This is a genomic window from Gottfriedia sp. NPDC057991 (assembly GCF_042886615.1).
GTDB lineage: Bacteria > Bacillota > Bacilli > Bacillales > Bacillaceae_G > Gottfriedia.
Map to the genome: position 1 here is coordinate 424,909 of NZ_JBHVQN010000005.1, position 24,913 is coordinate 449,821.

The 24,913-nt window shown below is 32.7% G+C and carries 20 protein-coding genes; 4 read left to right on the forward strand and 16 right to left on the reverse strand.

Going from position 1 to position 24,913, the window contains the following annotated elements; genetic code table 11:
* From ACFVR2_RS18535 to ACFVR2_RS18570, 8 genes are all read right to left on the reverse strand, one after another.
* Complete coding sequence (locus ACFVR2_RS18535; RefSeq protein WP_387364940.1) at positions 1–2,223, reverse strand: glycoside hydrolase family 65 protein; 2,223 nt, start codon at positions 2,221–2,223, stop codon at positions 1–3.
* Positions 2,220–3,254, reverse strand: a complete 1,035-nt coding sequence (locus tag ACFVR2_RS18540) for a Gfo/Idh/MocA family protein (protein WP_387365089.1) — start codon at positions 3,252–3,254, stop codon at positions 2,220–2,222. Before ACFVR2_RS18540 ends, ACFVR2_RS18535 begins: the two co-directional genes overlap by 4 nt.
* A 16-nt stretch (positions 3,255–3,270) precedes the next feature.
* The gene (locus ACFVR2_RS18545; protein WP_387364942.1) at positions 3,271–4,065 is read right to left on the reverse strand and encodes a sugar phosphate isomerase/epimerase family protein; all 795 of its coding nucleotides are present in this window, start codon (positions 4,063–4,065) and stop codon (positions 3,271–3,273) included.
* Positions 4,066–4,118: 53 nt separating this feature from the next.
* Positions 4,119–5,177, reverse strand: coding sequence for a zinc-dependent alcohol dehydrogenase (locus ACFVR2_RS18550; protein ID WP_387364945.1), 1,059 nt, complete (start codon positions 5,175–5,177; stop codon positions 4,119–4,121).
* A 35-nt stretch (positions 5,178–5,212) separates the two neighbouring features.
* The gene (locus ACFVR2_RS18555) at positions 5,213–6,067 is read right to left on the reverse strand and encodes a carbohydrate ABC transporter permease (RefSeq protein ID WP_387364948.1); all 855 of its coding nucleotides are present in this window, start codon (positions 6,065–6,067) and stop codon (positions 5,213–5,215) included.
* Positions 6,051–6,935: a carbohydrate ABC transporter permease gene (locus ACFVR2_RS18560; protein WP_387364951.1), complete on the reverse strand. Its 885-nt coding sequence runs from the start codon at positions 6,933–6,935 to the stop codon at positions 6,051–6,053. Before ACFVR2_RS18560 ends, ACFVR2_RS18555 begins: the two co-directional genes overlap by 17 nt.
* A 147-nt stretch (positions 6,936–7,082) precedes the next feature.
* Positions 7,083–8,369, reverse strand: a complete 1,287-nt coding sequence (locus ACFVR2_RS18565) for an ABC transporter substrate-binding protein (RefSeq protein ID WP_387364954.1) — start codon at positions 8,367–8,369, stop codon at positions 7,083–7,085.
* Between the two features lie 11 nt (positions 8,370–8,380).
* The gene (locus ACFVR2_RS18570) at positions 8,381–10,063 is read right to left on the reverse strand and encodes a sugar phosphorylase (protein WP_387364957.1); all 1,683 of its coding nucleotides are present in this window, start codon (positions 10,061–10,063) and stop codon (positions 8,381–8,383) included.
* A 499-nt stretch (positions 10,064–10,562) separates the two neighbouring features.
* Between ACFVR2_RS18570 and ACFVR2_RS18575 the strand changes: the two genes are divergently transcribed.
* Both ACFVR2_RS18575 and pgmB read left to right on the forward strand, forming a co-directional pair.
* Entirely contained in the window at positions 10,563–11,582 is a 1,020-nt protein-coding gene (locus tag ACFVR2_RS18575; RefSeq protein WP_387364961.1) for a LacI family DNA-binding transcriptional regulator, read from the forward strand.
* Positions 11,583–11,604: 22 nt separating this feature from the next.
* The gene (gene pgmB, locus ACFVR2_RS18580) at positions 11,605–12,276 is read left to right on the forward strand and encodes a beta-phosphoglucomutase (protein ID WP_387364964.1); all 672 of its coding nucleotides are present in this window, start codon (positions 11,605–11,607) and stop codon (positions 12,274–12,276) included.
* 77 nt (positions 12,277–12,353) lie between these two features.
* Here the strand turns inward: pgmB and bioB are convergent, their stop codons facing one another.
* Genes bioB through ACFVR2_RS18595 form a run of 3 tightly spaced genes read right to left on the reverse strand, consistent with a single transcriptional unit; the run spans position 12,354 to position 14,626 of the window.
* Complete coding sequence (gene bioB, locus ACFVR2_RS18585; protein WP_387364968.1) at positions 12,354–13,349, reverse strand: biotin synthase BioB; 996 nt, start codon at positions 13,347–13,349, stop codon at positions 12,354–12,356.
* Positions 13,350–13,365: 16 nt separating this feature from the next.
* Entirely contained in the window at positions 13,366–14,052 is a 687-nt protein-coding gene (gene bioD / locus ACFVR2_RS18590; RefSeq protein ID WP_387364971.1) for a dethiobiotin synthase, read from the reverse strand.
* A gap of 1 nt (position 14,053) precedes the next feature.
* Positions 14,054–14,626 (reverse strand): biotin transporter BioY, encoded by a 573-nt coding sequence (locus ACFVR2_RS18595; protein WP_387364974.1) that lies wholly within the window; start codon positions 14,624–14,626, stop codon positions 14,054–14,056.
* A gap of 141 nt (positions 14,627–14,767) precedes the next feature.
* Between ACFVR2_RS18595 and bioA the strand changes: the two genes are divergently transcribed.
* A complete protein-coding gene (gene bioA / locus ACFVR2_RS18600) occupies positions 14,768–16,126 on the forward strand; it encodes an adenosylmethionine--8-amino-7-oxononanoate transaminase (protein WP_387364977.1) in 1,359 nt (452 codons plus the stop codon).
* Positions 16,127–16,296: 170 nt separating this feature from the next.
* Here the strand turns inward: bioA and ACFVR2_RS18605 are convergent, their stop codons facing one another.
* From ACFVR2_RS18605 to ACFVR2_RS18620, 4 genes are read right to left on the reverse strand one after another with little or no spacing between them, the layout of a single operon-like run.
* A complete protein-coding gene (locus tag ACFVR2_RS18605; protein ID WP_387364980.1) occupies positions 16,297–17,463 on the reverse strand; it encodes an MFS transporter in 1,167 nt (388 codons plus the stop codon).
* Positions 17,464–17,504: 41 nt separating this feature from the next.
* Entirely contained in the window at positions 17,505–18,818 is a 1,314-nt protein-coding gene (locus ACFVR2_RS18610) for a VTT domain-containing protein (protein ID WP_387364983.1), read from the reverse strand.
* A gap of 40 nt (positions 18,819–18,858) precedes the next feature.
* Entirely contained in the window at positions 18,859–20,217 is a 1,359-nt protein-coding gene (locus ACFVR2_RS18615; protein WP_387364986.1) for an ATP-binding protein, read from the reverse strand.
* A gap of 1 nt (position 20,218) precedes the next feature.
* A complete protein-coding gene (locus ACFVR2_RS18620) occupies positions 20,219–20,917 on the reverse strand; it encodes a response regulator transcription factor (RefSeq protein WP_387364989.1) in 699 nt (232 codons plus the stop codon).
* 247 nt (positions 20,918–21,164) lie between these two features.
* Between ACFVR2_RS18620 and ACFVR2_RS18625 the strand changes: the two genes are divergently transcribed.
* Positions 21,165–24,278, forward strand: coding sequence for an efflux RND transporter permease subunit (locus ACFVR2_RS18625; RefSeq protein ID WP_387364992.1), 3,114 nt, complete (start codon positions 21,165–21,167; stop codon positions 24,276–24,278).
* Between the two features lie 137 nt (positions 24,279–24,415).
* Here ACFVR2_RS18625 and ACFVR2_RS18630 read toward each other — a convergent pair whose 3' ends face one another.
* Positions 24,416–24,670, reverse strand: coding sequence for a hypothetical protein (locus ACFVR2_RS18630; protein ID WP_387364995.1), 255 nt, complete (start codon positions 24,668–24,670; stop codon positions 24,416–24,418).
* Between the last annotated feature and the right edge of the window lie 243 nt (positions 24,671–24,913).

A 24,913-nucleotide genomic window follows, 5' to 3' on the forward strand; every position in this document is an offset into this window, starting at 1 on the left:
TTAAAGTGTTGCGATAATTTGATCTGCTAAGTTAATTAACTCTCCATTAATTTCAATCGCAACTTCTGTATCAGTTTGTTTAGTCACCGTTACAGATTCGTGCGTAATTGAAATCTCAAGATTTATACCTTGCCAATGGAAGGGGAAAGAAAGTTTGTCCCAATTTTTAGGTAAGTTTGGATTAATCTTTAACTTATTAGTTTCCACCGTTATGTTTGCAAAACCAAAGATTGTTGCTAACCAATTAGCACCTAGTGATGCTGCATGAATTCCTTCATCGGATGACTTCGGATTAGGTCCTAAATCGATTAAGCAAGCTTCTTGAAAAAGTCGATAAGCATCTTCTTTTTCTCCACATCTTGCGGCAACAATTGCATGAATCGCTTTACTAAGTGATGAATCATGAATTGTATGCTCCTCATAATAATGCAAATTCTTTTTGACTACATCTTCTTCAAATAAATTTGGGAATAGATATAGTAACATAACTACATCAGCCTGTTTTAAAATCTGCATCTCATTTATTTCTTGTCGTGAATAATCAAAGAGTATTGCCTGACTACCTTGTGTCTGTTTATAAATCGATAAATCAATTTCAGGTTTTGTTAAAAATGTATCATCCTGTGGAATAATCTTGTCTTCGTTTGGTTGTGGTAAGTAAAGTCGATTTAAAAAGTCATTTCCGCTCTTAACTAGGTCTTCTTCGATTTTATTATATTTTTCCATATAGCTTAATGCTTGTTGAACATTATAATTGGCCATATAGTTCGTATAAGCATTGTTGTTAATATGTTCTGTATATTCATCTGGTCCAATTACGTCATTAATTGAAAGTACTTCATTTTCATCAGTCGTACGACTAATCCAAAAACGTGCAGTTTCCTTTAACAATTCTAGACCTTCATTTGCCATAAATACTTCATCAAGTGTATTTTCATAGTATTGACATACTGCAAAAGCAATATCAGCTACAATATGATGCTCAGCTACAGCCGAAGCAACCTTTTGACGAGTACCAGTTAATATATTAATAGCTGCATATTCAGGAGTTTCCTCCATTCCAGAGTATGCACTTTCCCAAGGGAAAAGAGCTCCAGCATAGCCATTTTTAGTAGCCTTATCTTTTGCTTCTTTTATATGAAGATATCGATATGTTAATAATTTTCTTGCTACTTCTGGTTCGGTGAATAAGTGAAAAGGTGCAATAAAAATTTCCGTATCCCAAAATACATGTCCTTTATATCCTTCACCTGTTAAACCTTTTGCTCCAACACTAAACCTTTCATCATGTGATGGTGTCATGATTTCAATATGGTAAAGTGAAAAGTCGATTACGATTTGATCAATCTCTTCCTTTGAAGAAATGCTAACACGCTTTTGTTCCCAAAAATGATTCCACTTTATAGCTGAACTTTCTAGTAGACGCTCGTATCCAGCTGATTTATTTTCTTGAACAGCCTGAATACTAGCTTGTGCAGGTTCTTCTTTTACCTTATCAATTGAAGTATAGATTGCACTTATTTTTTCTAATTCGAACGGCTGATCAACGATTAAATCTTGTTTAATGATGGCCATAAGTTGACGATTCTTTGCCACAAAAGAAACATCACTTGTACTAGGTACATTACACGATGTTGCTAAAGCGATTGTATGATTACTTTCAGTCGTTCTATATACAGCATGCATTATTTTTTTATCGATCACACGAATATTGTCTTCTAAAAGGTGTTGCTTTCCAAAATTAGATGTCTGTGCATCAATACCAGTTGTTATTTTAATTGATGCATCGCAATCCAAACTAATCACAGTAATTTTTGATGCAAGTAAATGTAAATTATCTTTTGAAACAAACCGTTGAAATTTTAAACAAAAACGGTTATCATCTTTGTTTTTCCATACGACTTCTCTTGTTAGTTCACCATTTTGCATATTTAAAATACGCTCATAAGAAAGGATTTCACCTGTAAGGACAGAATAAATCTCACCATTTATTTCAATTTTCATACCAGTTATATCTGGTAAATTTACGATTTCTGTAACATCATTTGATGTGAATTTATTATAAATTCCTGCTACGTACATTCCTCGAGTTTGTTCTGAATAATATTCCTCATGACTTGCTCGTAAACCTAAATATCCATTTCCTAAAGCCATAATCGTTGCGTATTTATTAATAGATTGTAAATCAAATTTATTTTCGTTAATTACATTTACTTTTTTCATAAAGATATACTCTCACCTTTTTCAGCTGATTGATAGATCGCTTCAACAAGTTGTTGGATAGCATAACCTTGTTTTCCATCTGCTAACATGACATTCTTACCTAAACAACGATCAACAAAAGCAGCCATGCTTTTCGAATGGCGGTCAGGATCAGCCTCTTCTCTCTTTAAAAGAGTTACAAGCTCTCCTTTATCATCTGTGTAGATTTCCGCAGGAAACATCAAAGCACCAGCTTGATCTCCACAAAGTTCGACATTCATTTCTGATTTTTCTTTTATATTCAATGCAAAGGATGTTTCTAATTGAATTAAGCATCCATTTTCTAATTCAATATAAGAAAATAAAGAATCTTCTACTTCAAATTTTGAAGGATCCCATTTACCGAATGCACCTTCATCTTTCTTTTGACCAATTTTCTGAAACATTTTTGCTGTTACTTTTTTAACTTTTGGATAGTCCAAAACGTACAGAGCAGTATCAAGCATATGGATTCCTAAATCGATTAGTGGTCCTCCACCTTGTATTTCTTTATTAGTAAAGTTACCCCAACCTGGAATTCCATTTCGTCTTAAAGCCTTTACTTTAACAAAATAAATCTCACCTAATATACCTTGCTTTATATTTTCTTTTACGATCGATACATCATCAGCAAAACGATGATGAAAATCATAGGCAAGTATACGTCCCTTCGCTAGCGCTGTTTCAAACATCTTTCTAGCATCTTCAGCTAAGATAGCAGGTGGCTTTTCACAAAAAACATCACAATTATTTTCTAATGCTTGCATAACACTTTCAAAATGATATTTATTCGGTGTGCAAACACTAACAATTTCAGGACTTTCTTTTGCATACATTTCAGTAGCATCAGTGTAATAGTTAGGAATATTATTACGCCCAGCAAAGCTCCTTAGTGATTCCTCATGTACACCAACTACTGCAACAACTTCTGTATCTTCTCTAGTTTTATAGTAAGCAACGTGAACTTTTTCAGCTATTTGTCCCCCGCCAATAATAGCTACTCTCTTCTTAATCACAATGCTACTCCTTTCAACTTAAAGCTTCTTTTATATGATGAAATGCTTTAATGTACTCATCCTCTAAGTTATTTCCACGTACTCGACATTCAAATGTTAAATAAGCATCATAGCCATCTTTATTTAATTGCTCAAAATGCTTTTTAAAATCTAATGATCCACTCCCCGGTTGGAAGCGATGATTATCTGCAATGTGAATATGTTCAACTAACTCACGATTATTGTGAAGTGCTTCTGATATGCCATCTTCTTCAATATTCATGTGATAAAAATCAGCAATTATTTTCACATTTTTAAACTGATTATCTTCAATATATTTACGTGCATCAGCTAAAGTATTAATCATATGATCTTGATATCTGTTTAATGGTTCCAAGTAAATTGTAGTTCCCGTTTCACCTGCTACTTTATCTAGAAATACTAGTGATTCAGTTACAGCTTTTCGGTCACCCTCTAAGCTTCTTGGTGAAGTCATTGGTGGTAAACGGAATGTAAACATCCCCCATGCTGCTGGAACGACAATCCCTTTTCCTCCTACCTCTTTTAATGCTTTTAAAATCTCTTCAATATCAGCCAACCCTTTTAATCGACGCTCTTCAATAAAGTCACCAATCCAACCATAATAACCACCACAAGCTGTAGTTACAGGTAAACCAGTCACTGCAATTGCTTCTTTAACCTCATCTAAATGATCAACTAAATATTTGCCATCAATTTCAAAACCTTCAAAACCAATTTCCTTTAAATAGTTAAATTTTTCTTTTATGTTTTCTGGGAAAAAGGCTTGATTTTGAGTTCCAATTTTCATCTTTATTCACTCCTAAATAGAAGGGAGTGCTAAACACTCCCAAAACTCTTCTTTTACTTATTAAATTGAACACCCATCTTAATACTTAGTTCAGGTTTTTGATCAACAAATTCCATATATGATTCAGCAACTTCATTAAATGAAACAACTGGTTCAATTAAATCTTCACAATTTAAATACCCGTTCATTAATAATTCCCAACAAGTATTTTCGATGCGCTTACGTGACCAACGAGGATAATCTGGGTTTGGTTCACTACTGCCTCGTGAAAATACGATTTTTGCATTGTTAAAGTGAGCTTCACGACCAAGGTTAAATCCTTCTGGGAAAGGTTTAGCAAATGCGATATAAGAAATTGTTCCACCGTATGCAATTCCTCTTAATGCCGCTTGAAGGGAACTTGAAACACCACTAGTTTCAATAATTGAATCTGCACCTAATTTATTTGTTATTTTTTTAATCTCGTATCCTAAATCGCAATTTATTGGATCAAAGCAATAGTCAGCACCATTTTTTAAAGCGATATCACATCTGTGACTAATCGGATCTACACCAATTACAATACTAGCGCCAGCTTTCTTTGCTAATTGGATGGCAATTTGTCCGATCGCACCCAAACCGACAACTACAACATAATCACCCGCTCTAACATTTGCGTCTCTAACTCCGCTCATCGCAAATTGTGCTGGATCATAATAAACTGCATTCTTCCATGAAGAACCTTCAGGCATTTTACGTAATTTATAGTTATCTACAGCATTAACAATTACAGTTTCCATTATTGGACCATAAGTACAAACTTGATCACCTAATTTATACTCAGTCACCTCATCACCAATTTCACAAATGCTACCTACAACCATATTTCCTAATTGAAATTCACCAAATACGATTCCACGTGCAGAACCTTCTTCACGGGGCATAAACATTTTCCACTCTTCATTGAACTCTTCATCAATAAATGGACTAAGTCCTCTAAAATCAACCACTTCCGTACCATGCTTTGGTGATGCGAATTCTACTTTAATTTTTACTTCATTAGGTTGTACTTGGCGATCTTCGTACTCGACTAATGCTGCTATTCTCGGTTCAACTGCTACTAATTTTTTCATTTTATTTCTTCCTTTCAGTAAAAAATTGTTTCGAATTAACCTTTTACTCCACCTTCAGTTAAATTCCCTTTAATAAAGTGCTCGGATAATGCATACATAATAACGACTGGTAAAGCAGTAACTAAAGATGCTGCCATCATACGACCCCACACATAATCTGGTGTACTAAATAAAGTATTTAAACCGATTGGTAACGTAAAGTTTTCTGAACTTGATAAGAAAATTGATGCAAATAAGTAATCATTCCATGCAATCATAAATGCATATACGAAAACAGAAACGATTCCCGATATTGATAAAGGAATAATAATATAGAAAATTATTTTTAATCGACTAAGACCATCAATCATAGCCGCTTCTTCTAAATCTTCAGGTATTGTATCGAAATAACTCCTTAACATAAAAATCGCTGTTGGAAGGGTCTGCACAATCATCGTAATGATCAATGCCATTTTTGTATCATATAAGCCAAAGCCAGAAATTATTTTGAATAAAGGAACTACTAGTAAAATCCCTGAAAACATATATACAGTGTAAAAACTAGCATTAATTGTGACCCTTCCTTTAAATTTCAGTTTCGATAATGCGTACGCTCCTAATATTCCAAGTACTACTGATAATGTTGCTGCTATTATTGAAACGATTAAACTATTTTTGAAGTAGTTTAAATATGGGAAAATTGTTGGGTTAAAAATGTCAATATAATGCTGGAAAGTCCATTCATGTGGCAATATTGTCGGATTTGTTGCAATTGCTTCTTTTGAACTTTTTAATGACGTCATTAGCATAATAAAGAATGGAAATAACATGATTCCTAGTATTAGGATCAGCACAACGTAGAAACCAGTTTTCTTAATAATTTTATTTCTTTTGCTACTTACTGCTGCCATTTAAGTTCACCCTCTTTCTTGATACGATAATAACAATGAATAATATGATGAATAAGATTACTGAAATTGACGATGCTTTTCCTAGATTATTGAAAGCAAACGCTGTTTCATATAAATAAATACCTAAAATATTTACTTTGTTTGTTAATAAATAAACATCTGTAAACATGTAGAACATCCAAATAAATCGTAAAGTTACAACCGTTAGTAATACCGGCATAATCGCTGGTAAAGTTACAACTTTAAACTTTTGCCAAAGTGAAGCCCCATCAATATCAGCAGCTTCGTATAATGTTTTATCAATCGTTTGCAAGATTGCTAAAAACGAAATAAATGCATAAGGGAAATACTTCCAAATAGCGAAAACGACTACAATAATAAAACTACTAACTGGATTGTCAAACCATAATGGTGCACTTTTAAATAGATGGAAAACATCCGTTCCTAAGTAATTAATAATCCCATATGAGTTATTAAACATATATTTCCAAGCAAAAACTAATGAAATAGATGGAGTTACATAAGATAAGATAATTAAAGATCGAGCAGTTTTACGAAACTTAAATGGTCGATTAAAGAATAACGCAACACCTAGACCAATTACAGTACTACCAGCTACAGTTAATACTGTATATAGAATAGTAATTCCTAAAGATTTATAAAACTCAATATCCTTAATAACATCCGTGTAATGAGACAAACCAACAAACTTAGCTGGTAGTCTAGGGTTAATTGGCTGATCAAAGAAACTTATTTTAATATTAGATAACATCGGATAAGCAACTAGTAATAATAGTAGGAAAATACTTGGTAAAAGTAGTGCCATGGCTAGCTTTATATCAGATTTTTTTCGGACAATCGGTTTCATACTACCTCCTAAAAAACAATCTATTCTCTCATTTAATAGATTGGTGATAAAGAAAAGTTGTTTAAAAAGCAACTTAGCTTGCTTTTCAAGCGTTCGTTCTTCTTAAACAACTTTCAGTAATTAAGAAATTTAAATTGAATTAAAAGTTTATTTAATTACACCTTTTAATTTTTCTCCCGCTTCTTTAATAGCAGAATCTACGCTTTTTCCACCAACAGTCACTTCATTAATTAACTTAGCAACTGCTCCTGAACTTGTAACATCACCCATTTTTAAGAAGTTCTTGTTATCAACAAGACCAAATACTTGAATGTTATCAAACGCGCTAGCGATTTCAGTTGAAAGTTCACCAAATGAATTTACAACTTTATTTTCTTTATATTCTTTGCTTTCTGTTACATCTTTATTTACTGGTTGAGATCCACCTGGAGACATTAATACTAACTTCGTATTATTTTCAGGTTTTGCCATAAACTCTACTAATTTTTCTGCTGCAGCTTTTTGATCATCATCTAAACCAGAAGATATCGTGTAAGCAGAAACTGTTCCATAAACTGCTTTTGTTTTTTCAGTTGGAATTACAAATCCAATATTGTTTGTTTTTCCTTCTTCATATACTGAAGGAAGAATATAAGTAGAATAAACAGCCATTGGAGCAGATCCATTCATGAATGCATCTTTTACTTCTGTAACATCATTAGAACCTGGCATTGTGTATTTTGATAATTCTTTGTAGTAACTTACAGCTTCTTTCATTTCAGGTGTATCTAATGTTAAATTACCTTTGCTATCGAACATATTTGCATTGTTTGATAAAGCGAATTGTGAGAAGGCTTGCTCAGAAAAACCACCTTCAACAGTTGGAAGTGCAATACCGTATTTTTTATTTCCACTATTCGTAAAGGCCTTTGCAATCTTTAAAACATCATCCCAGTTTTTAGGTTCTGTGAATCCTTTGTCGGCAAGCATTTGCTTGTTATACCAAATTCCTTGTACCCAACCGCTAATAGGAACACCTGTATAATTTTTTCCGTCCTCAGTTTTTAAAAGTTTTAACGCACCTTCATAATACTTATCTTCCCCAACTTTAGAGATGACAGATTTAACTGCATCTTTATCAATTAATTCGTCCTTGTCCATAACTTTTGCATAGTCTTGTCCAACTTCAATTACTGCTGGAAGTTTACCAGAGCTTGCTAATGTTACAACCTTTGTATTGTATGCATCTTCCTCAACTGGAACTTGCTTTACTTTAATATTTGGATTTGCTTTTTCAAATTTTGAAATTAAGTCTGTAATAACTGCTAATCTTTCTTGTTCAACAGAAGAATGCATAAATTCGATCGTTACTTTACCATTCTCTTTTTTACCACCACAAGCTGTTAATCCAACAGCTAACATTAAAACCAAGAACATACTTAGAAATTTCTTCATTGTTCTTCCTCCTAATTTACTGGTTTTAACCAAATGTATTGATATGGATCTAAAGAAATAGATTCATTAAATTCTTCAACTTCTTCAGTTAAAATATTTTTGTACTTTCCATTGAAACCGCATAAAACTTTTTCATTTGATAGATTATGAAGAATGACAATGCTATCATCTTCCTCTACTCGTTTAATAGCGAATACATTTTCATTCAAATCAAGTACTTCCATTTTTGTATTCGGATTAAATAGTTTTTCTTCTTTACGTACTTGAATAATATTTGTAAGTTCTGTAAAAATCTTATTTCTTAATGATCCAACTTCATTTAATTCTTTTTCAATTTCAACAAATGAATATTTTTGACGATTTATCGAACGATTCATACCTGTTCTTTCTACACCTGCATAATCATTTCTTGAACCAAGCATACTTTGAATATAAATTGCCGGTACACCTTGGAATGTTAATAAAATTGAATGTGCTAATAGGAATTTCTTTACTCTTAGTTCATCACTCGATGATTGTTTATTTAAAGCATCTAAGTAAGTTACATTAATTTCATATGGACTTTCAGTACCATCTGAATTTTTCTTATAATTTACAAGTGCACCTTCTACTTTTAAATCTTCTACTAATGAAAGTATTTCTTCTTCAGGGATAATTCCACGAATCGGATTTAAACCAATTCCATCATGAGAAGCCAAGAAGTTGAAGAAGGTTGTTTCTTCTCCAGAACCTTCAAGATTTTTTGCCCAATTTGTTAATGCACTTCCATTCCCTTTATGAAGTGAGTATAAAACTAATGGAGGCAGTGGAAATTGGTAAACCATATGTGCCTCATCATGTCCGTTACCGAAATAAGAAATATTATCTAAATGAGGTACATTTGTTTCAGTAATCATTACTGTACCTTTTGCAGCTTCATCTAATAAATCACGGAATAATTTAACGATTTCATGTGTTTTTTCTAGATGGATACAAGAAGTTCCAACTTCTTTCCACATATATCCTACAGCATCAAGTCTTACATATTCTGCTCCTTGTTCCAGGTAAAATAGTAAAACATCAACCATATCTAATAAAACCTGTGGATTACTAAAGTTTAAATCAATTTGATCGTCACTAAACGTTGTCCAAATGTATTTTTCCTCACTATTCGCTAATTTAAACTTTGATAGCAATGGAAGTGCTCTAGGTCTAGTTACTGAGCTTAAATCAATTGATGGATCCATTCCAACGAAGTAATCTTTATATTTTGAATCACCATTTAAATAGCCTTGGAACCATTCACTCTTACTAGAAATGTGATTACATACATAATCAAACATGATTCTCGCTGATTTTGATAAATTCTCAATATGTGACCAATCTCCTAAATCTGGATTTACTTTTTTATAGTCAACTACAGAAAAACCATCATCGGATGTATAAGGATAAAAAGGTAAAATATGAACAAGTTCAAATTTATTTGCTAAATGTGCATCAAACATTTTTTTAAATGTTTCTAATGTTGGTTTTCCCTCTTCTTGAAACTGATCGCCATAAGTAATTAATACAACATCTGACTCATCCCAATTTTGTTTTCTTTTTTTCGTAATTTTTAATTTAGCTTCTTCAATTCGTTTCTCTATTAAGCTATTAATCTGATTTATGTCTTCATTTTCATAAATAAAAGCTAATCTTTCTTTTATTTTACTCATATGATCCCTCCTTGTGGTATCGCTCCCACAGAGATGTAAAAAAAATTGGTACACGACTGGTACCGCTCCCAAATTCAATATATTATAGAAAGCGCTTACTGTCAATTTAAAATATTTATAAAAATTTATTTTTTTATTAGCAATCAATTTACTTTAATAGAATAATTTAAATCGTTTTATTTTTATTACTAAATAATTAGTATTGCTACTTTTTTCTATTCTCCCTATAATTGCCCTAGTAATGTTTACAACATGAAACAAGTTTAATTTAACTATTCGCTGTTCACAGTCTTGACAAATTTAAAAATAAATCGTTACTATCAATGTATATTATGAACAATATTTTTTTGGCAGCCGCTCCTAGCTATTCGTTACAAAAAAATATTTTGATATAATTTTCCCGAACATTACAGGTTCTTAACTTTTTTAAAAATAATTAATAACGATAAAATGTAAACGTTTTTACTAAAATCACTTTAAACAAGAATGGAGTATACAAATGGGCCCTACTATTTATGATATTGCTCGTGTAGCTAACGTTTCAAAGTCCACTGTATCTCGAGTACTAAATAATAAAGATAATATTTCAGAAGAAAGTCGTAATCGAGTAATGAAGGCAATTGAAGAATTAAATTATCAGCCAAATAAATTAGCTCGAGCACTTACATCATCAGGTTTTGATGCAATATTGGTGATGTCTCGTTCTACAAAAACAACTGCCGGAAATACGTTTTTCTCTGAAATTATTCACTCTATTTCAACGAGATCAGAAGTAGAAAATTTCGATGTCATTATTCAGACATCTAAAAATAGCAAAGATGAATTAAATAAATGTATCGAGAAAATTCGTGGGAAAATGATTAAGGGTATTCTAATGCTGAGCTCACCTGCAAATGAAGACTTTTTCAAAGAATTAGATAAATATGAAATTCCAGTAGTAGTTATTGGAAGAGTAGAAGGAAATTATCAACATATTTATTCAGTAGATACTGATAATTTTAATGATAGCTATCAATTAGTCCAACACTTAATCAATCAAGGACACACTGACATTGCATGTCTTCATTCTTCTCTCGATTACCATGTATCGATTGACAGATTGGAAGGATATAAAAAATGTCTAATTGATAACGGAATTCCTCTTCGCCCTGATCGAATTATTGATAGTGGTTATACAATGGAAAGAGCATATGAAGTTTCAGAATCACTTTTGAAATCTAAAGATTTACCTACTGCAATTTTTGCAATAGATGATCTAAAGGTTATTGGACTTTATAATACAACTGCAAAGTTAGGAATATCTATTCCGAAAGATATATCAATTATTGGATATAATAATGGGATTTTTTCACCTTTATTCTCACCACCTTTAACTGGGATTGAAATTCCGATTAAGAAGCTTGGTGAAATAGCTACAGACATACTGTTTAAGCGAATAAAAAATGAACCTGAAAAATCAGAGCACATTATTGTTCCAACAAAGCTGGTCGAACGAAAATCAGTTGCCAAAATAAATTGATTGAAATAATGGGGGTACCATTTTGAATAAACAAATTGAAGCGATTATTTTTGACTTAGATGGCGTAATTACTGATACTGCTGAATTTCATTATTTAGCATGGAAAAAACTAGGTGAAGACTTAGGAATTCCTTTTGATCGAGAGTTTAATGAAACGCTAAAAGGAGTAAGTAGAACAGATTCATTAGAAAGAATCCTAAGATTAGGAAACAGACAAAATGATTTCTCCGAGTCTGAAAAAAATGAGTTAGCAACGCAAAAGAATGCTCATTATGTTGAACTAATCCGTAATATTTCTGAAAAAGACCTATTACCAGGAATCGAATCTTTCTTAATTCAAATCAAGAAAGCAGGCATTAAAATTGCAATGGCTTCGGCTTCAAAGAATGCATTAATGGTTGCTAATGCTTTAGGAATTACCTCTTATTTTGATCACATTGTTGACGCTGCAACGGTCACTAATTCAAAACCAGATCCAGAAGTATTTCTAAAAGCTGCTAAAGCAGTTTCGGCTTGCCCTGAAAACTGTATCGGTGTGGAGGATGCAGCTGCAGGTGTTGATGCAATTAATGCTGCAAATATGTTCTCTGTTGCAATTGGAGACTCTACTATTTTAAGCCATGCAAATTTTGTTTTATCATCAACAGAAGAATTAGAGCTTAATAGAATTATTGATAAGTATTTAGCATCATAAATTATATAAGAATAACTTATTTATCTATAAAACAAAAAAAAACGAAAATCTCATTTTAAAGATTTTCGTTTTTTTTATTATGAAAATATCTCTTCTTGTTTTCCAACCAACTCAATCTCAAAACCTAAATCTTCTAGCATTGCATGATCACTATTTGTCTCCTGACCCTCCGTAGTCAAATAATCACCTATAAAAATACTATTAGCAGCATAAAGGCCAAGAGGTTGTAAACTACGTAAATTTACTTCGCGTCCTCCAGAAATACGAATTTCTTTTGTTGGATTAATGAATCGGAAAAGTGCTAACACTTTTAAACAATAACGCGGATTTAATTCGTTCACGCCCGCTAGTTTCGTTCCATCAATAGCATGTAAAAAGTTTACTGGAATAGAATCTGCATCTAATTGTCGTAATGACCTTGCGATTGAAATAACATCTTGTTTTGTTTCCTTCATCCCAATAATAGCTCCGGAGCACGGAGATATACCTGACTGTTTAACTTTTTCAACTGTATCAATTCGATCTTGATAAGTATGGGTTGTCGTTATGTAATTATGATGCTCAGCTGAAGTATTTAAATTATGATTATATCGATCAACACCTGCTTCTTTAAGTTCATTCGCTTGTTGATCCTTAATAAGCCCTAAACAAGCACATACTTTCAAACCATATAATTCTTTAATTTCCTTAACTGCATCAGTAACAACATTTACATCTCGGTTCGTTGGTCCTCGTCCACTTGCAACAATGCAATATGTACCTGCTTTTAATTCAAAGGCGCGCTTTGCCCCATCAAGAATTTCTTCTTTAGATAAAAAAGGATATTTCTCAATCGGTGCACTAGAAATTGAAGACTGAGAACAATAGCCACAATCCTCAGGACAATAACCACTTTTAGCATTAATGATCATATTCAGTTTAACTTTTTTTCCATAATAGTGTTTCCTAATGATAAATGCACCGTGTAAAAGTGAAAGTAAGTCATCATCTTCACATGACAATATGCTTAAAGCTTCCTCATCTGAAATTTCTTTACCTAGAATAACCTCTTGCGCTAATTTAGTCCAATTCATATGATCACTCACCATTTCATTGATTTTTCGTTAATAATTGCTGAAATTCTAAAATAGATGTTTCTGTAAAGAAATCCATCTGCTCTGGTATGACTCCAAGAATGTTATGACCTGTTAATTTTTCTAGCATAACTAAATTATCTTTTTCCATTTCACTCATAACTGTTGGTACTTTATTAATTAATAAGCCCATTAGATTAATTTTGTGTGATTTTAAATATTCAGTTGTTAATACTGTATGATTAATTGTTCCTAGCTTTAATGATGTAACAAGGATTACTGGTAAGTTTAATAGTTTTATTAAATCAATCGTTCCAAAATTTTCTTTTAACGGAACCGCAACTCCACCCGCTCCTTCAACAAAAACAACATCATGCTTATTTTCTAATTGCTTATATTTTTCTAAAATAACTTGCTCATCAATAAAAACATCTTCTAATCTACTAGCTAAATGTGGTGAAACAGGTGTTTTCATTGTGTATGTACTGTAGTAATCATGTTCTTCTGATAGTTCTAGTTTCTCTTTATAAAAGGCAACATCTTCACCTATGATTCTATTGTTAATATCGACTACTCCACTTTGAATTGGCTTATAAGGAATTGCATTGATTCCTTTGTTTTGCAAGCAAGCCACCATTTGAGCAGTTACATAAGTTTTTCCAATATTCGTATCGATCCCAGTAACAAAATATCCTTTTCCCATCTTAAGCAGCCACCTTTTTTTCATTTTCTCTAGCTTTTGCAAAATGAGAATGTAGGCGCACCGCCAATACTCCTCCAAAAACAGCTAGTAACAAATCTTGCCCAATACTATATACGAGTCCCATCATTAGAACTTGTTTTAATGAAACCGGACTATCTAACCAAGTGTTTAATGAAATGTATACATATGTAATGCCTAAAATATAAACAATCATTAAACCGATTACATTCGCAAAAATAAAATTCTTAAGTTTTGGTTCCTTCATTTTTTCAACGATCGATCCAATTACAAACGCAGCAATAATGAAACCGATTAAATAGCCAAATGTTGGTTTTAAAACATATTCTGGCCCACCACCCGAAGCAAATACTGGTATTCCGATTAATCCAATTCCAACATACAGTAGTTGACTCATCATCCCTTTTTTACTTCCTAAAAGGCAGCCCGCTAAAAATACGAATAGTATTTGAAGCGTAAAAGGAATCACTGGTAAAGGAATCTTTATAAAGGCTCCAATCGATGTTAGCGAGGCAAATAATGATATTGCTGTTAATGATAGTGTCCTATTTTGCATTGTATCCCCCCTATTAGTTTATGAGTTTGACAAATTAGCAAAATTTGACAAACCAACAAAATTAAATTAACATGCAATTGAAATATATGTCAACCAAACTATAATTTTAGGTTAACATATAAAACAGGTGGGGGAACATATATGAATCATGAACTCTATCAAGATTTATCTAAAAAAAATAAACAGTATCTTTGGCACCCATTTACCCAAATGAAGGATTATATAAACGAAGATCCGCTAATTATTTCACATGGTAAAGATCGAAAACTATATGATGTATTAGGCAATGAATATTATGATGGAGTATCCTCTATTTGGTTAAATGTTCACGGTCATAATATTCAAGAATTAAATGAAGCTATTCATGAACAATTAGAGAAGGTTGCTCATTCAACACTTCTTGGAATGGCCAATATACCTGCGATTCTTTTAGCAGAGAGACTAGTTGAAATTTCTCCTATCGGCTTAGAGAAAGTTTTTTATTCAGACTCAGGAGCTACCTCTGTAGAAATTGCGATTAAAATGGCCTATCAATACTGGCGAAACTTAGGGAGAGCCGGTAAAAATACATTTGTTACGATGAAGGAATCTTATCACGGAGATACAATCGGAGCAGTGTCCGTAGGGGCAATTGATTTGTATCATCAAGCATATAACGAGTTACTGTTTCCAAGTATAAAGGTTTCCTATCCACATCTTTATCGTTCAAAATATGTGGGATCTGAAGAAGAAATAATAAATTCCTATTTAAACGAGGTGGAAAATTTATTTATCGAAAAGGCTAATTCAATTGCGGCATTAATTATTGAACCAATTGTTCAAGGAGCAAGTGGTATTATTGTCATGCCAAAAGGATATTTAAAAGCAATACAGGAACTATGCATAAAATATGATGTATTGTTAATAGCTGATGAAGTTGCTACAGGATTTGGTCGAACCGGTAAAATGTTTGCTTGTGAGCTAGAGGGAGTTACGCCAGATATTTTAACTTGCGGAAAAGGATTAACAGGCGGCTATTTACCTGTAGCAGCAACTTTAACGACAAACAGAATTTATGATGCATTTTTAGGTACATACGAAGAACAAAGAACTTTCTTTCATGGTCACAGTTATACAGGTAATCCCCTTGGATGCGCTGTTGCATTAGCGAATTTAGATCTATTTAATACAACACAATTATTACACCATGTCGAAAAAATCTCGTCTTATGTCCAAGAGAAACTGATGCAATTTAATGAATTAAAACATGTTGGAGATATACGTCAAAGTGGCTTGATGATTGGAATTGAACTAGTAAAATCAAAGGATACTAAAGAAGCTTTCCATTGGAACGAACGAATTGGTGTGAAAGTAACGAAAAGAGCAAAAGAGCTTGGACTACTCACCCGTCCCCTTGGAAATGTTATTGTAATTATGCCACCATTAGCGTCAAAGGAATCGGAGCTTGATGAAATGTTAGATATTCTTTATCGTGCTATTTCTGATATTACAGAAATGTAGACTAGTCACTTGAGCTAATAAAACCAAACGTATTTAACTCGTTGTTAAATTTATAAATCTTTTAAAGGTTGAGTTAGAATGGCTTAATCATCATTAAACTTCCATAAAAAAACAGAAAAACTTTTCATGTTAGTTTTTCTGTTTTTTATACTAATAGTCTATATAGTTTTTTAAGTAACTTCTTTAATTCTCTTCAACACTCTCATTAACAATAAAGCAGTAAATAATGCAATCACTCCATTAATATAAAATGAAGTAGTAGCTCCAAATTGTTGCCATAACCACCCTGTTAGCAACGAAGCTGGAAAAAATCCGATTCCGGAAACCATCGCATAGAAACCGAGTGCCGTCCCCCTCGCATCAGGGCTCGCTAATTCTACGACAAGTGCTTTTTCAACCCCTTTTGTTAATGCTGAATAAAGTCCGTATAGAATAAATAGAATGACTAGACCAATGGCTGAGTGAACTTCTGCAAATCCGATATAAACGATTCCATATAAAGCATAACCAGCCGTTAGTATTCCTCTGCGTCCATATTTATCGGAAAAAGCACCTGAAATATAAGAAAAGGAAGAAGCTGTTAAATGAAATAGTAAATACATCAATAATACACTTTGATTCGAGAATCCAAGATTTGCCACTCTTAATAACAAAAATGAATTGGATGAATTTACAATTGTAAACAATAGTACAATTAATAATAGTTTCTTTATATTGGAATCTAAAAGCTCCCATTTAAAATCTAACTTTCTTGCTGGCTTATTTGGTTGCTCAATTGGTTTATTTATTCTTTCCTTTACACTAAATAAAATAATCCATCCAATTGTTATCGGAACCAATGAATATAAAAACACATCCTTAATGTTTTTATTTCCTACCACATGCAAAATAACAATGGCTGTTCCTATTCCTAAAGCAGCTCCTAACATATCCATCATTTGATGAATACCGAAAACTCTACCTTGCTTATTTTTCCCACCAGATTCTGATATTAAAGCGTCTCTTGGAGCTGTACGAATTCCCTTTCCTGTTCGATCAACTAGCTTCCAAATGAAAACTCCGATCCATGAACTTGAGATAATTAGTACAAGCCTTCCTATACCTGATAACCCATATCCTACAATCGCCAAGTTTTTTCTGTTCTTCAGTCGATCTGAACGCTTACCAGAATATAACTTTAATACACTAGCTAGACTTTCCGATAAGCCGTCAATAAGACCGATTATGAAAGGACCTGAGGCTGAAAGAATAATGGGGATTAACGGTGTTACCATGTAAGTACCCATGTCTGTAAAAAAGCTGACCAGACTTAATATCCATACATTCTTACCTCTCATAATCCATTACCTCCTTAAATCGTAATAAAGGAAGATTACAGTCACTCGACTTGCGTTTTTAACAATTTTTCCTTACGTATATTCTCTTTCAACAGCGAGACAAATCGAAACAACTCAAGTGAGAATATGATTCCACTTAACCAAACTGAGCTGAATACAAACCCAGCAGCAATGTCACTAGGCAATAAGTGGTGCAAATAGACGCTGCTTATAGAAAATAGTAAAACAACAAAAATAAAACAAAAGAACATTACGATATTAAGTAAATAAGCTTTGTTATGTCGAATTAACATAATAATGAAGTAACCTAATACTGTCAAAATCAACATAGATTTTTCATTTGGAAAGTTTTTACTTACATTACTACCTAACATAAAGTTGAAGATCCAAGGAACCCCTTCGGATAGGATAAGAATCCCAGCTAAACTAGCGATAAAAAAGAGCAATTCTAGCCATTTATTTTTGTTGTTTATTAAAATGACAAGGATCGTAGCAAGCGAGACTGCCAACAAAACCTTCCATGTCGATAATGAATAAATAAAGTTCATACTCCCATGCCAATTTTGATTAAATAAATTAAAAACAATGGTCTTGAATACGGAATTGAATTTATTAAATTCATTACTAATTTTGTCCTGAATTAATCCAATCATTAAGATAAAGAACGTAACGAAAAAAATTAAACATGTTAGGATAATCAACTTTAATTTCATGAAACTTTTAAATCTCTTGAAACTTGATTCAAAAATTAATAGTAATGACTCTTTAATTATTACCTTATTTGCTTTAACAACAAAGAAAGTGAGTACTATAAAACCTAATAGTATACTACCTAATACTAACCACTTTTTAATTTCTACTTGATAGATATCCCATTTTGGTCCCATGATCTGACCTAACCATATAAAAGTTCCAATCCAAAGAAATACACCAATATAGGAAAAGATAGCAAAGGATCGATACGGTAATTTAATGATTCCAGATATGATGCTTGCGAAATGTCTAATCCCTGGAATAAAGAAAGATACTAATAATAATACCTTCCCATATTTTTCATACCATTTTGACATCTTTTCGATCTTTTCTGGACCCATATGGATATAGTGTCCAAATTTGCGAAAAAACGGTGTACCAAGTTTATATCCTAGCCAATAGGAGATGGTTATCCCAACAATTCCTCCAAGCCAGGCAGAAATAATGGACAAAACAATATTCATTTTTCCATGAAAACATAAAACTCCTACATAACTCATCAATGCTTCATTCGGAATAGGTACTATAATCAATTCCAACATTAATGATAAAAATAGGATTACATAGCCATATTCATTTAATAAATGGATGATTTCGTTCATTTTAAAACCTCAATCTTCAATACTCATGTACTGATTATTTTCACTTAATCTTTTCTAGTGGAAATACTACCTCTACTTCCGTTCCTACATTTTCAACACTTTTAATATTAATTTTCCCATTATGCAAGCTAATTATATTTTTAGCAATTGAAAGACCAAGTCCAGTACCACCACTGGTTTCACGACTACGCGCCTTATCAACTCGATAAAATCGTTCAAAAATATTTTCTAATTCTTCCTCTCGTATCCCAATTCCGTAATCTTTTATTGAAAGAATAGCTGCTTCACTACTACAACTAATGCTTACCTCAATTTTGTCTGAACTGTACTTTATTGCATTATCTAAGAAGATAATAATAACTTGTTTAATTTTAAGTTCATTACCTTTAATTAATATTTTCTGTTTTTGTGCGTGTAGAGAAATTTCTCGTTTATAAACATTTTGCAGTTGTACTAAAGTCGAATTACATAAAGCAACTAAATCTACTGGATTCATTTCGATATTCTTTAAATGTTCCGATTCGGCCAAAGTTAATAGCGTTTTTGTTAAATCTTGCATACGGTTGGCTTCGGAATAAATCGTTTCTATTGCTTCCGTCGCCATTTCCTCATTTTTCAAACCACGTCTTCTTAATAAATTAGCAAAGCTACTAATGACAGTAATCGGAGTTTTTAACTCATGGGATGCATCTGAAACAAACTGTTTCTGTTTTTCGATGTTTTCTTGTAGCCTAGTGATCATTCGATTAAACGTGCTTGCCATTTTGTGTAATTCATCTTTCGTTTCATTTTTTATTAAAATCTTTTTTGGAACCCCACTTTTTTCAATATCTTCCATTGTAGTAATCATAGAAGTAATTGGGTTCATTATGATGCGTGTTAACCATCTTCCAGCCATCATAGATAAAATTGCAGAAACACCAGTAACAATTGCCATTATTGTTAATAACAGATCTTTTCGACCTTCAAGTCCTACTAATAACTCACCAATTTCGAGCGTTCCAATCACCTTTTGGTCCTGTAAAATTGGTACTCGTACGACTATATTTTGATGCTCACTAAAAGGGATTAGCTTCGTTTCTTCTTTTTTAGTGAACTTAGGCTTAATACGATTCAATAGTTTATCATTACTAATTTCTGTCACTATTTTTGAGTTTGGATCAATGATTCGAATATAAGAATGATTAGACATAAATGGATATAATGCTTCTTCATTTATCACCAATGAGTTATGGATTCCATGTTTTTTTAAAATTTCATGCGCCTTTTGACTTACGACATGCTCTTCCATATTGACAGTCGTTTTCATAAACAAATAAAAAACTAACCCGTTAATTAAAACTAGAATGATTAAGATCCATGAAGTAATTAACAAATTTATTTTAGTCGTTATTTTCATCTTAACCCTTCCTCATTGTGTACCCCACACCTCGTATAGTTCGAATTAAAGGAACGTCAAAGTCCTCTTCAATTTTCTTTCTTAAATGTCTAATATACACATCAACAACATTGGTTTCACCTTCATACTCATAACCCCAAACGGTTGTTATGATACCTTCTCTTGTCAAAATTTTATTTTGATTTGTTAATAGATAAACTAATAAATCATACTCTTTTGGTGTTAATGAAATGACTTTATCATTCCTCTTTACTTCCCTAGCTTCTAAATTAACAACTAAATCCTCAATCGCTAAAGTCGGATCTTCGTCTTCGCTTTTCTTAAATTCATGAACAAGATTACTTGATCGTAAACACGAACGTATTCTTGCTAATACTTCTTCGATTTCAAAAGGTTTCGTAATATAATCATTTGCACCGTAATCAAGTCCGATAATTTTATCATGTGTCGCATCTCTAGCAGTTAATAAAATGACAGGTACAAATTGATTTGTTTTTCTTATTCTTCTTAATACTTCGATTCCACTCAATTCAGGTAACATAACATCTAATAAAATTAGATCGACATTCTTGCTTAGAGCTGCCTCTAAACCTGCTTTTCCATTATGTTCAACCAACACTTCATAACCTTCATATTCTATTTCTAATTTTAAAACTCGAGCTATATTCACTTCATCTTCAATAATTAAGATTTTCTTCATTTAACTCACCTATTTTCTATTAATAGTTTTAGTGTCTCGAAAAACTCTATTCTATTTTTAAGACTGATTCTAGTCTTAGAAGTTCCTTATATACATGCCATTATAGAACGTTTAATTCGTATTTTTTTCATTTTAATCTAATTTTAATTGATTATTCATTAAAGTTTCAGTTAGGAAATTTACAATGACATGGAATTGATTTATGAAATAATTTTCAATATTACATAAAAATTTAAGGAGGTATCAGATGAAAAAATTTATAGAAGGGACCATGCAAAGAGCAATTTTAATGATTGTTTGCGTCGTAATGATCGTAACTTGGGGTGCTATTTCAGCTTACCAAATGCAACGCGATTATTTACCAGGTATAAACAATTCAACGCTTACTGTAAGCATGCGTCTACCTATGTACCAGGCTGATCAAGTAAAACAAAATATAACTAATAATCTTGAAAGTGCTGTAAGAACAACAGAAGGATTACAAGATATTGAAACAAGCTCTTATGATGGTGGCGTTTTTATGAGTCTGTACTTCCCAATGAATACAGATATGAAGCAAGCCGAAATTGATGTAAATAGAGCATTAGAAAATGCGGACATTCCTCCGACAATTACATCTAAACCTCTAGTTACAAGACTTACAACTAGTTCATTTCCTATTTTAACTTACAGTTTAACTAGTGATAAATTAGATGACAATACATTAAAATCAATTACACAAATGGATATTGTTCAGCACCTTAAAACGGTTCCTGGTGTATCGGATGTATCAGTATTCGGTGGAGCAAAAGACGGATACGTACTAACAGTTAGAACGAAAGACCTAGCAAAAAATAAACTTAATTTAGACGACTTAAATAAAGCCTTAGCAGTATCAATTCCAGCCTTCCCTGAAGGGGCTATCTTACAAAACCAATTGTCTATTCCAGTTAAATTTGATGGATGGAATTTAAACGAGAAACAACTCGGTGATGTAAAAATCAAAAATTCAGATGGTAATCAAGTTCCACTTTCGGCTTTTGCAACTGTTACTCACGCCCTAAATGATGTAAAAACTGTTGCAAGAACAGATGGAAAAACAAGTGTTCAATTAAACGTTATTAAAACTCAAAGTGCAAACATTACAGACGTAGCAAAAAATGTGAAAGAAAGAATTAAAGGTTTACAACAAGTAAAAGATGGTACTGTAAAGTTAACTCCTCAATTAGACCGTGAAAAAGAATTAAATGATTCACTAAATGGTTTAATTCGCGAAGGTTTACTTGGCTGTCTTTTCTCAATGGTTTGTGTATTCTTCTTCTTCCGAAATGTTAGATCAACATTAACCATTGCAATTTCATTACCAATTTCTTTATTAGCAACAACAGCTATTCTAAAATCAATGGGCATTACACTTAATATCTTAACCGTTTCAGGTTTAATTGTTGCAATGGGTCGTATTGTTGATGATTCCATCGTTATCCTTGATAATATGTACCGTAAAAGAGAACAAAATCCTGATAAATCATTACTATTTTCATTAAGTTCGGCAGTTTATGAAATGACACCTGCTATTTTAGCATCTACGCTTACGACAATTGCTGTTTATATTCCAATCGCCTTTGTAGGTGGAACAATCAGTGCTTCATATAGCGGTTTTGCATGGTCAGTTGTTATCTCTTTAATTATATCGTTCTTTGTAGCAATTCTTGTTATTCCAGCACTTGCACTAATGGGTTGGAAAAATAATACAAAGAAAACAAAAGCTGTTTCGTTAGAACCAATCATGCAGCCTATCTTAAAAAATACAATTAAAAAGAAAAAATTAACTATTACTATATCCGTACTATTATTTATTTTTGCTGCAGCATATGGATCATTTTTACCAGTATCATTCTTGCCAACTGCTAAGACTGGCCAAGTCGCAATTAAACTTGAATTACCTCAAGGTAGTACATTAATGCAAGTTGATACAGAAGTTCAAAAAGTGGAAAATCAATTAAAAGAAAATCCTAAAGTAAAGTCGTATACTGCTAATTTTGGTTCGACTAATACACCTCAAGGTGACGATGTATTCGACCAAGGTGGTGGTTTCCTACAAAAACCTAATGTAGCGAATGTTGCTGTTGTTTTAAAAGACCCAAAAGAAGCAGATACAATCATTAAACAACTTGGAAATCAACTTCCAAAATTATCTAACAACGTAGCTTATACTGTTTCAAGTCAAAGTATTGCCGGTGACGATTCTTTATTGAAAGTCATATTTACAGGCTCTGATCAGGCTACACTAGACAAAATTGCAGACCAAATGAGATCAAAACTTGTGAAGATTGATGGATTAAGTGTTGATGGAAAAGTAGATTTAACATCCGGTCTTCCAAAATATAAAATTACATTTAATCAACAAGCAATTGATCAAAATGGAATTCAATTAGCAGATGTAATGAAAGTGACTAACCGTTATATGTCACAGTCAAAAGATGCTACATTTGTAGTTGACCATGTAAGTCTGCCAGTTGACATGTATCTTGATCAAATTAGTAGTGGAAAAACTCAAGTTCAATTAAATGCATCACCAGAAGATGTCATCAATTCGCTTAAAAATGAAACTTTCCTAACAAGCAGTAACAAAACTGTCAAACTTGACCAAATTGCGTCTATTACGAAAGATACTGCTCCTTCAACGATTAATGAACGTAATGGAGAGCCTTATTCAATCGTTACAGGTCAAATTACTTCAAATGACATTAGTAAAGTTGCCAAACAAGTTGATAACGTCATTAGTAAACAAGATCTTCCAAAAGGAGTAAGTTACTCTATGGGAGGTATTACTCAACAAGTTAAAGAAATGATTTTTGATATGTCGATTGCCGTAGCGTTCTCTATACTTTTAGTTATGGTCATTACTTCATCATTATTTAAAGGCTGGAGAGCTCCAGTTTCAGTATTATTAAGTATCCCACTAGCATTAAGTGGTGTTGTTATCTCTTTAGTAATAGTAGGTGGAGAGTGGAACTTAGCAGCACTAATTGGGGTCTTAATGTTAACAGGAATTGTAGTGACAAATGGGATCGTACTAGTTGATAAAATTGAACGTAATCGCAAAAACGGTATGAATATTGAAGACGCCGTTATCTCTGGTAGTCTTTCAAGGATTAGACCAATCTTAATTACAGCAGCTACAACAATTTTAACACTATTACCATTAGCATTTTCACATCAAAGTGATACTGTCATTTCACAAACATTAGGAATTGTAGTAATAGGTGGGATGATCACCTCTACTTTAAATAGCTTTTTAGTAATACCAATCATTTATCAATGGTTGCATAAAAAGCAGTCAAATAAAGTAATTTCAACTGAAGAAATTAATTCACTTTAACTACACTAAAAAGGTAACTCTTATTTTTGAGAGTTACCTTTTTTAGTTTTAGAATTATATTTTTTGGACTAACATCTTGTACATATTTTCATCTAAATAAATAAAGTAAATATAGTCAAAGACACTGACAAGCTGTCCTATTTGTACATATTGATAGTTTGAAGACCTAAATAATTCAATTTTAATGGGTGATATATATTGAAAAATTGTAAATGTGACTCTGAGCCATGTAGATGCGAACCTAGACCTCCGTGCCCACCAATTAAGCCACTTGTACCACCGAAGCCACCAAGTCCGCCGCCGAAGCCACCAAGTCCGCCGCCGAAGCCGCCGAAGCCGCCGTGTCCGCCGTGTCCACCATGTCCGCCATGTCCGCCATGTCCTCCATGCAAATGTTGTTGCGAACATAAGAGATGCGATTGTCATGAGCACAAGAAATGTGATTGCTGCGAACACATGAGATGCAATTGTCATGAGCACAAGAAATGTGATTGCCACGAGCACAAGAAATGTAATTGCTGTGAACACAAGAAATGCGATTGTCATGAGCACAAGAAATGTGATTGCCACGAGCACAAGAAATGTAATTGCTGTGAACACAAGAAATGCGATTGTCATGAGCACAAGAAATGTGA

What these genes read in the sequence shown, in the direction of transcription:
- ACFVR2_RS18535 (WP_387364940.1), bottom strand. Translation starts at nt 2,223, where the DNA reads ATGAAAAAAGTAAATGTAATTAACGAAAATAAATTTGATTTACAATCT.
- ACFVR2_RS18545 (WP_387364942.1), bottom strand. Translation starts at nt 4,065, where the DNA reads ATGAAAATTGGAACTCAAAATCAAGCCTTTTTCCCAGAAAACATAAAA.
- ACFVR2_RS18550 (WP_387364945.1), bottom strand. Translation starts at nt 5,177, where the DNA reads ATGAAAAAATTAGTAGCAGTTGAACCGAGAATAGCAGCATTAGTCGAG.
- ACFVR2_RS18555 (WP_387364948.1), bottom strand. Translation starts at nt 6,067, where the DNA reads ATGGCAGCAGTAAGTAGCAAAAGAAATAAAATTATTAAGAAAACTGGT.
- ACFVR2_RS18560 (WP_387364951.1), bottom strand. Translation starts at nt 6,935, where the DNA reads ATGAAACCGATTGTCCGAAAAAAATCTGATATAAAGCTAGCCATGGCA.
- ACFVR2_RS18565 (WP_387364954.1), bottom strand. Translation starts at nt 8,369, where the DNA reads ATGAAGAAATTTCTAAGTATGTTCTTGGTTTTAATGTTAGCTGTTGGA.
- ACFVR2_RS18570 (WP_387364957.1), bottom strand. Translation starts at nt 10,063, where the DNA reads ATGAGTAAAATAAAAGAAAGATTAGCTTTTATTTATGAAAATGAAGAC.
- ACFVR2_RS18575 (WP_387364961.1), top strand. Translation starts at nt 10,563, where the DNA reads ATGGGCCCTACTATTTATGATATTGCTCGTGTAGCTAACGTTTCAAAG.
- bioB (WP_387364968.1), bottom strand. Translation starts at nt 13,349, where the DNA reads ATGAATTGGACTAAATTAGCGCAAGAGGTTATTCTAGGTAAAGAAATT.
- bioD (WP_387364971.1), bottom strand. Translation starts at nt 14,052, where the DNA reads ATGGGAAAAGGATATTTTGTTACTGGGATCGATACGAATATTGGAAAA.
- ACFVR2_RS18595 (WP_387364974.1), bottom strand. Translation starts at nt 14,626, where the DNA reads ATGCAAAATAGGACACTATCATTAACAGCAATATCATTATTTGCCTCG.
- bioA (WP_387364977.1), top strand. Translation starts at nt 14,768, where the DNA reads ATGAATCATGAACTCTATCAAGATTTATCTAAAAAAAATAAACAGTAT.
- ACFVR2_RS18605 (WP_387364980.1), bottom strand. Translation starts at nt 17,463, where the DNA reads ATGAGAGGTAAGAATGTATGGATATTAAGTCTGGTCAGCTTTTTTACA.
- ACFVR2_RS18610 (WP_387364983.1), bottom strand. Translation starts at nt 18,818, where the DNA reads ATGAACGAAATCATCCATTTATTAAATGAATATGGCTATGTAATCCTA.
- ACFVR2_RS18615 (WP_387364986.1), bottom strand. Translation starts at nt 20,217, where the DNA reads ATGAAAATAACGACTAAAATAAATTTGTTAATTACTTCATGGATCTTA.
- ACFVR2_RS18620 (WP_387364989.1), bottom strand. Translation starts at nt 20,917, where the DNA reads ATGAAGAAAATCTTAATTATTGAAGATGAAGTGAATATAGCTCGAGTT.
- ACFVR2_RS18625 (WP_387364992.1), top strand. Translation starts at nt 21,165, where the DNA reads ATGAAAAAATTTATAGAAGGGACCATGCAAAGAGCAATTTTAATGATT.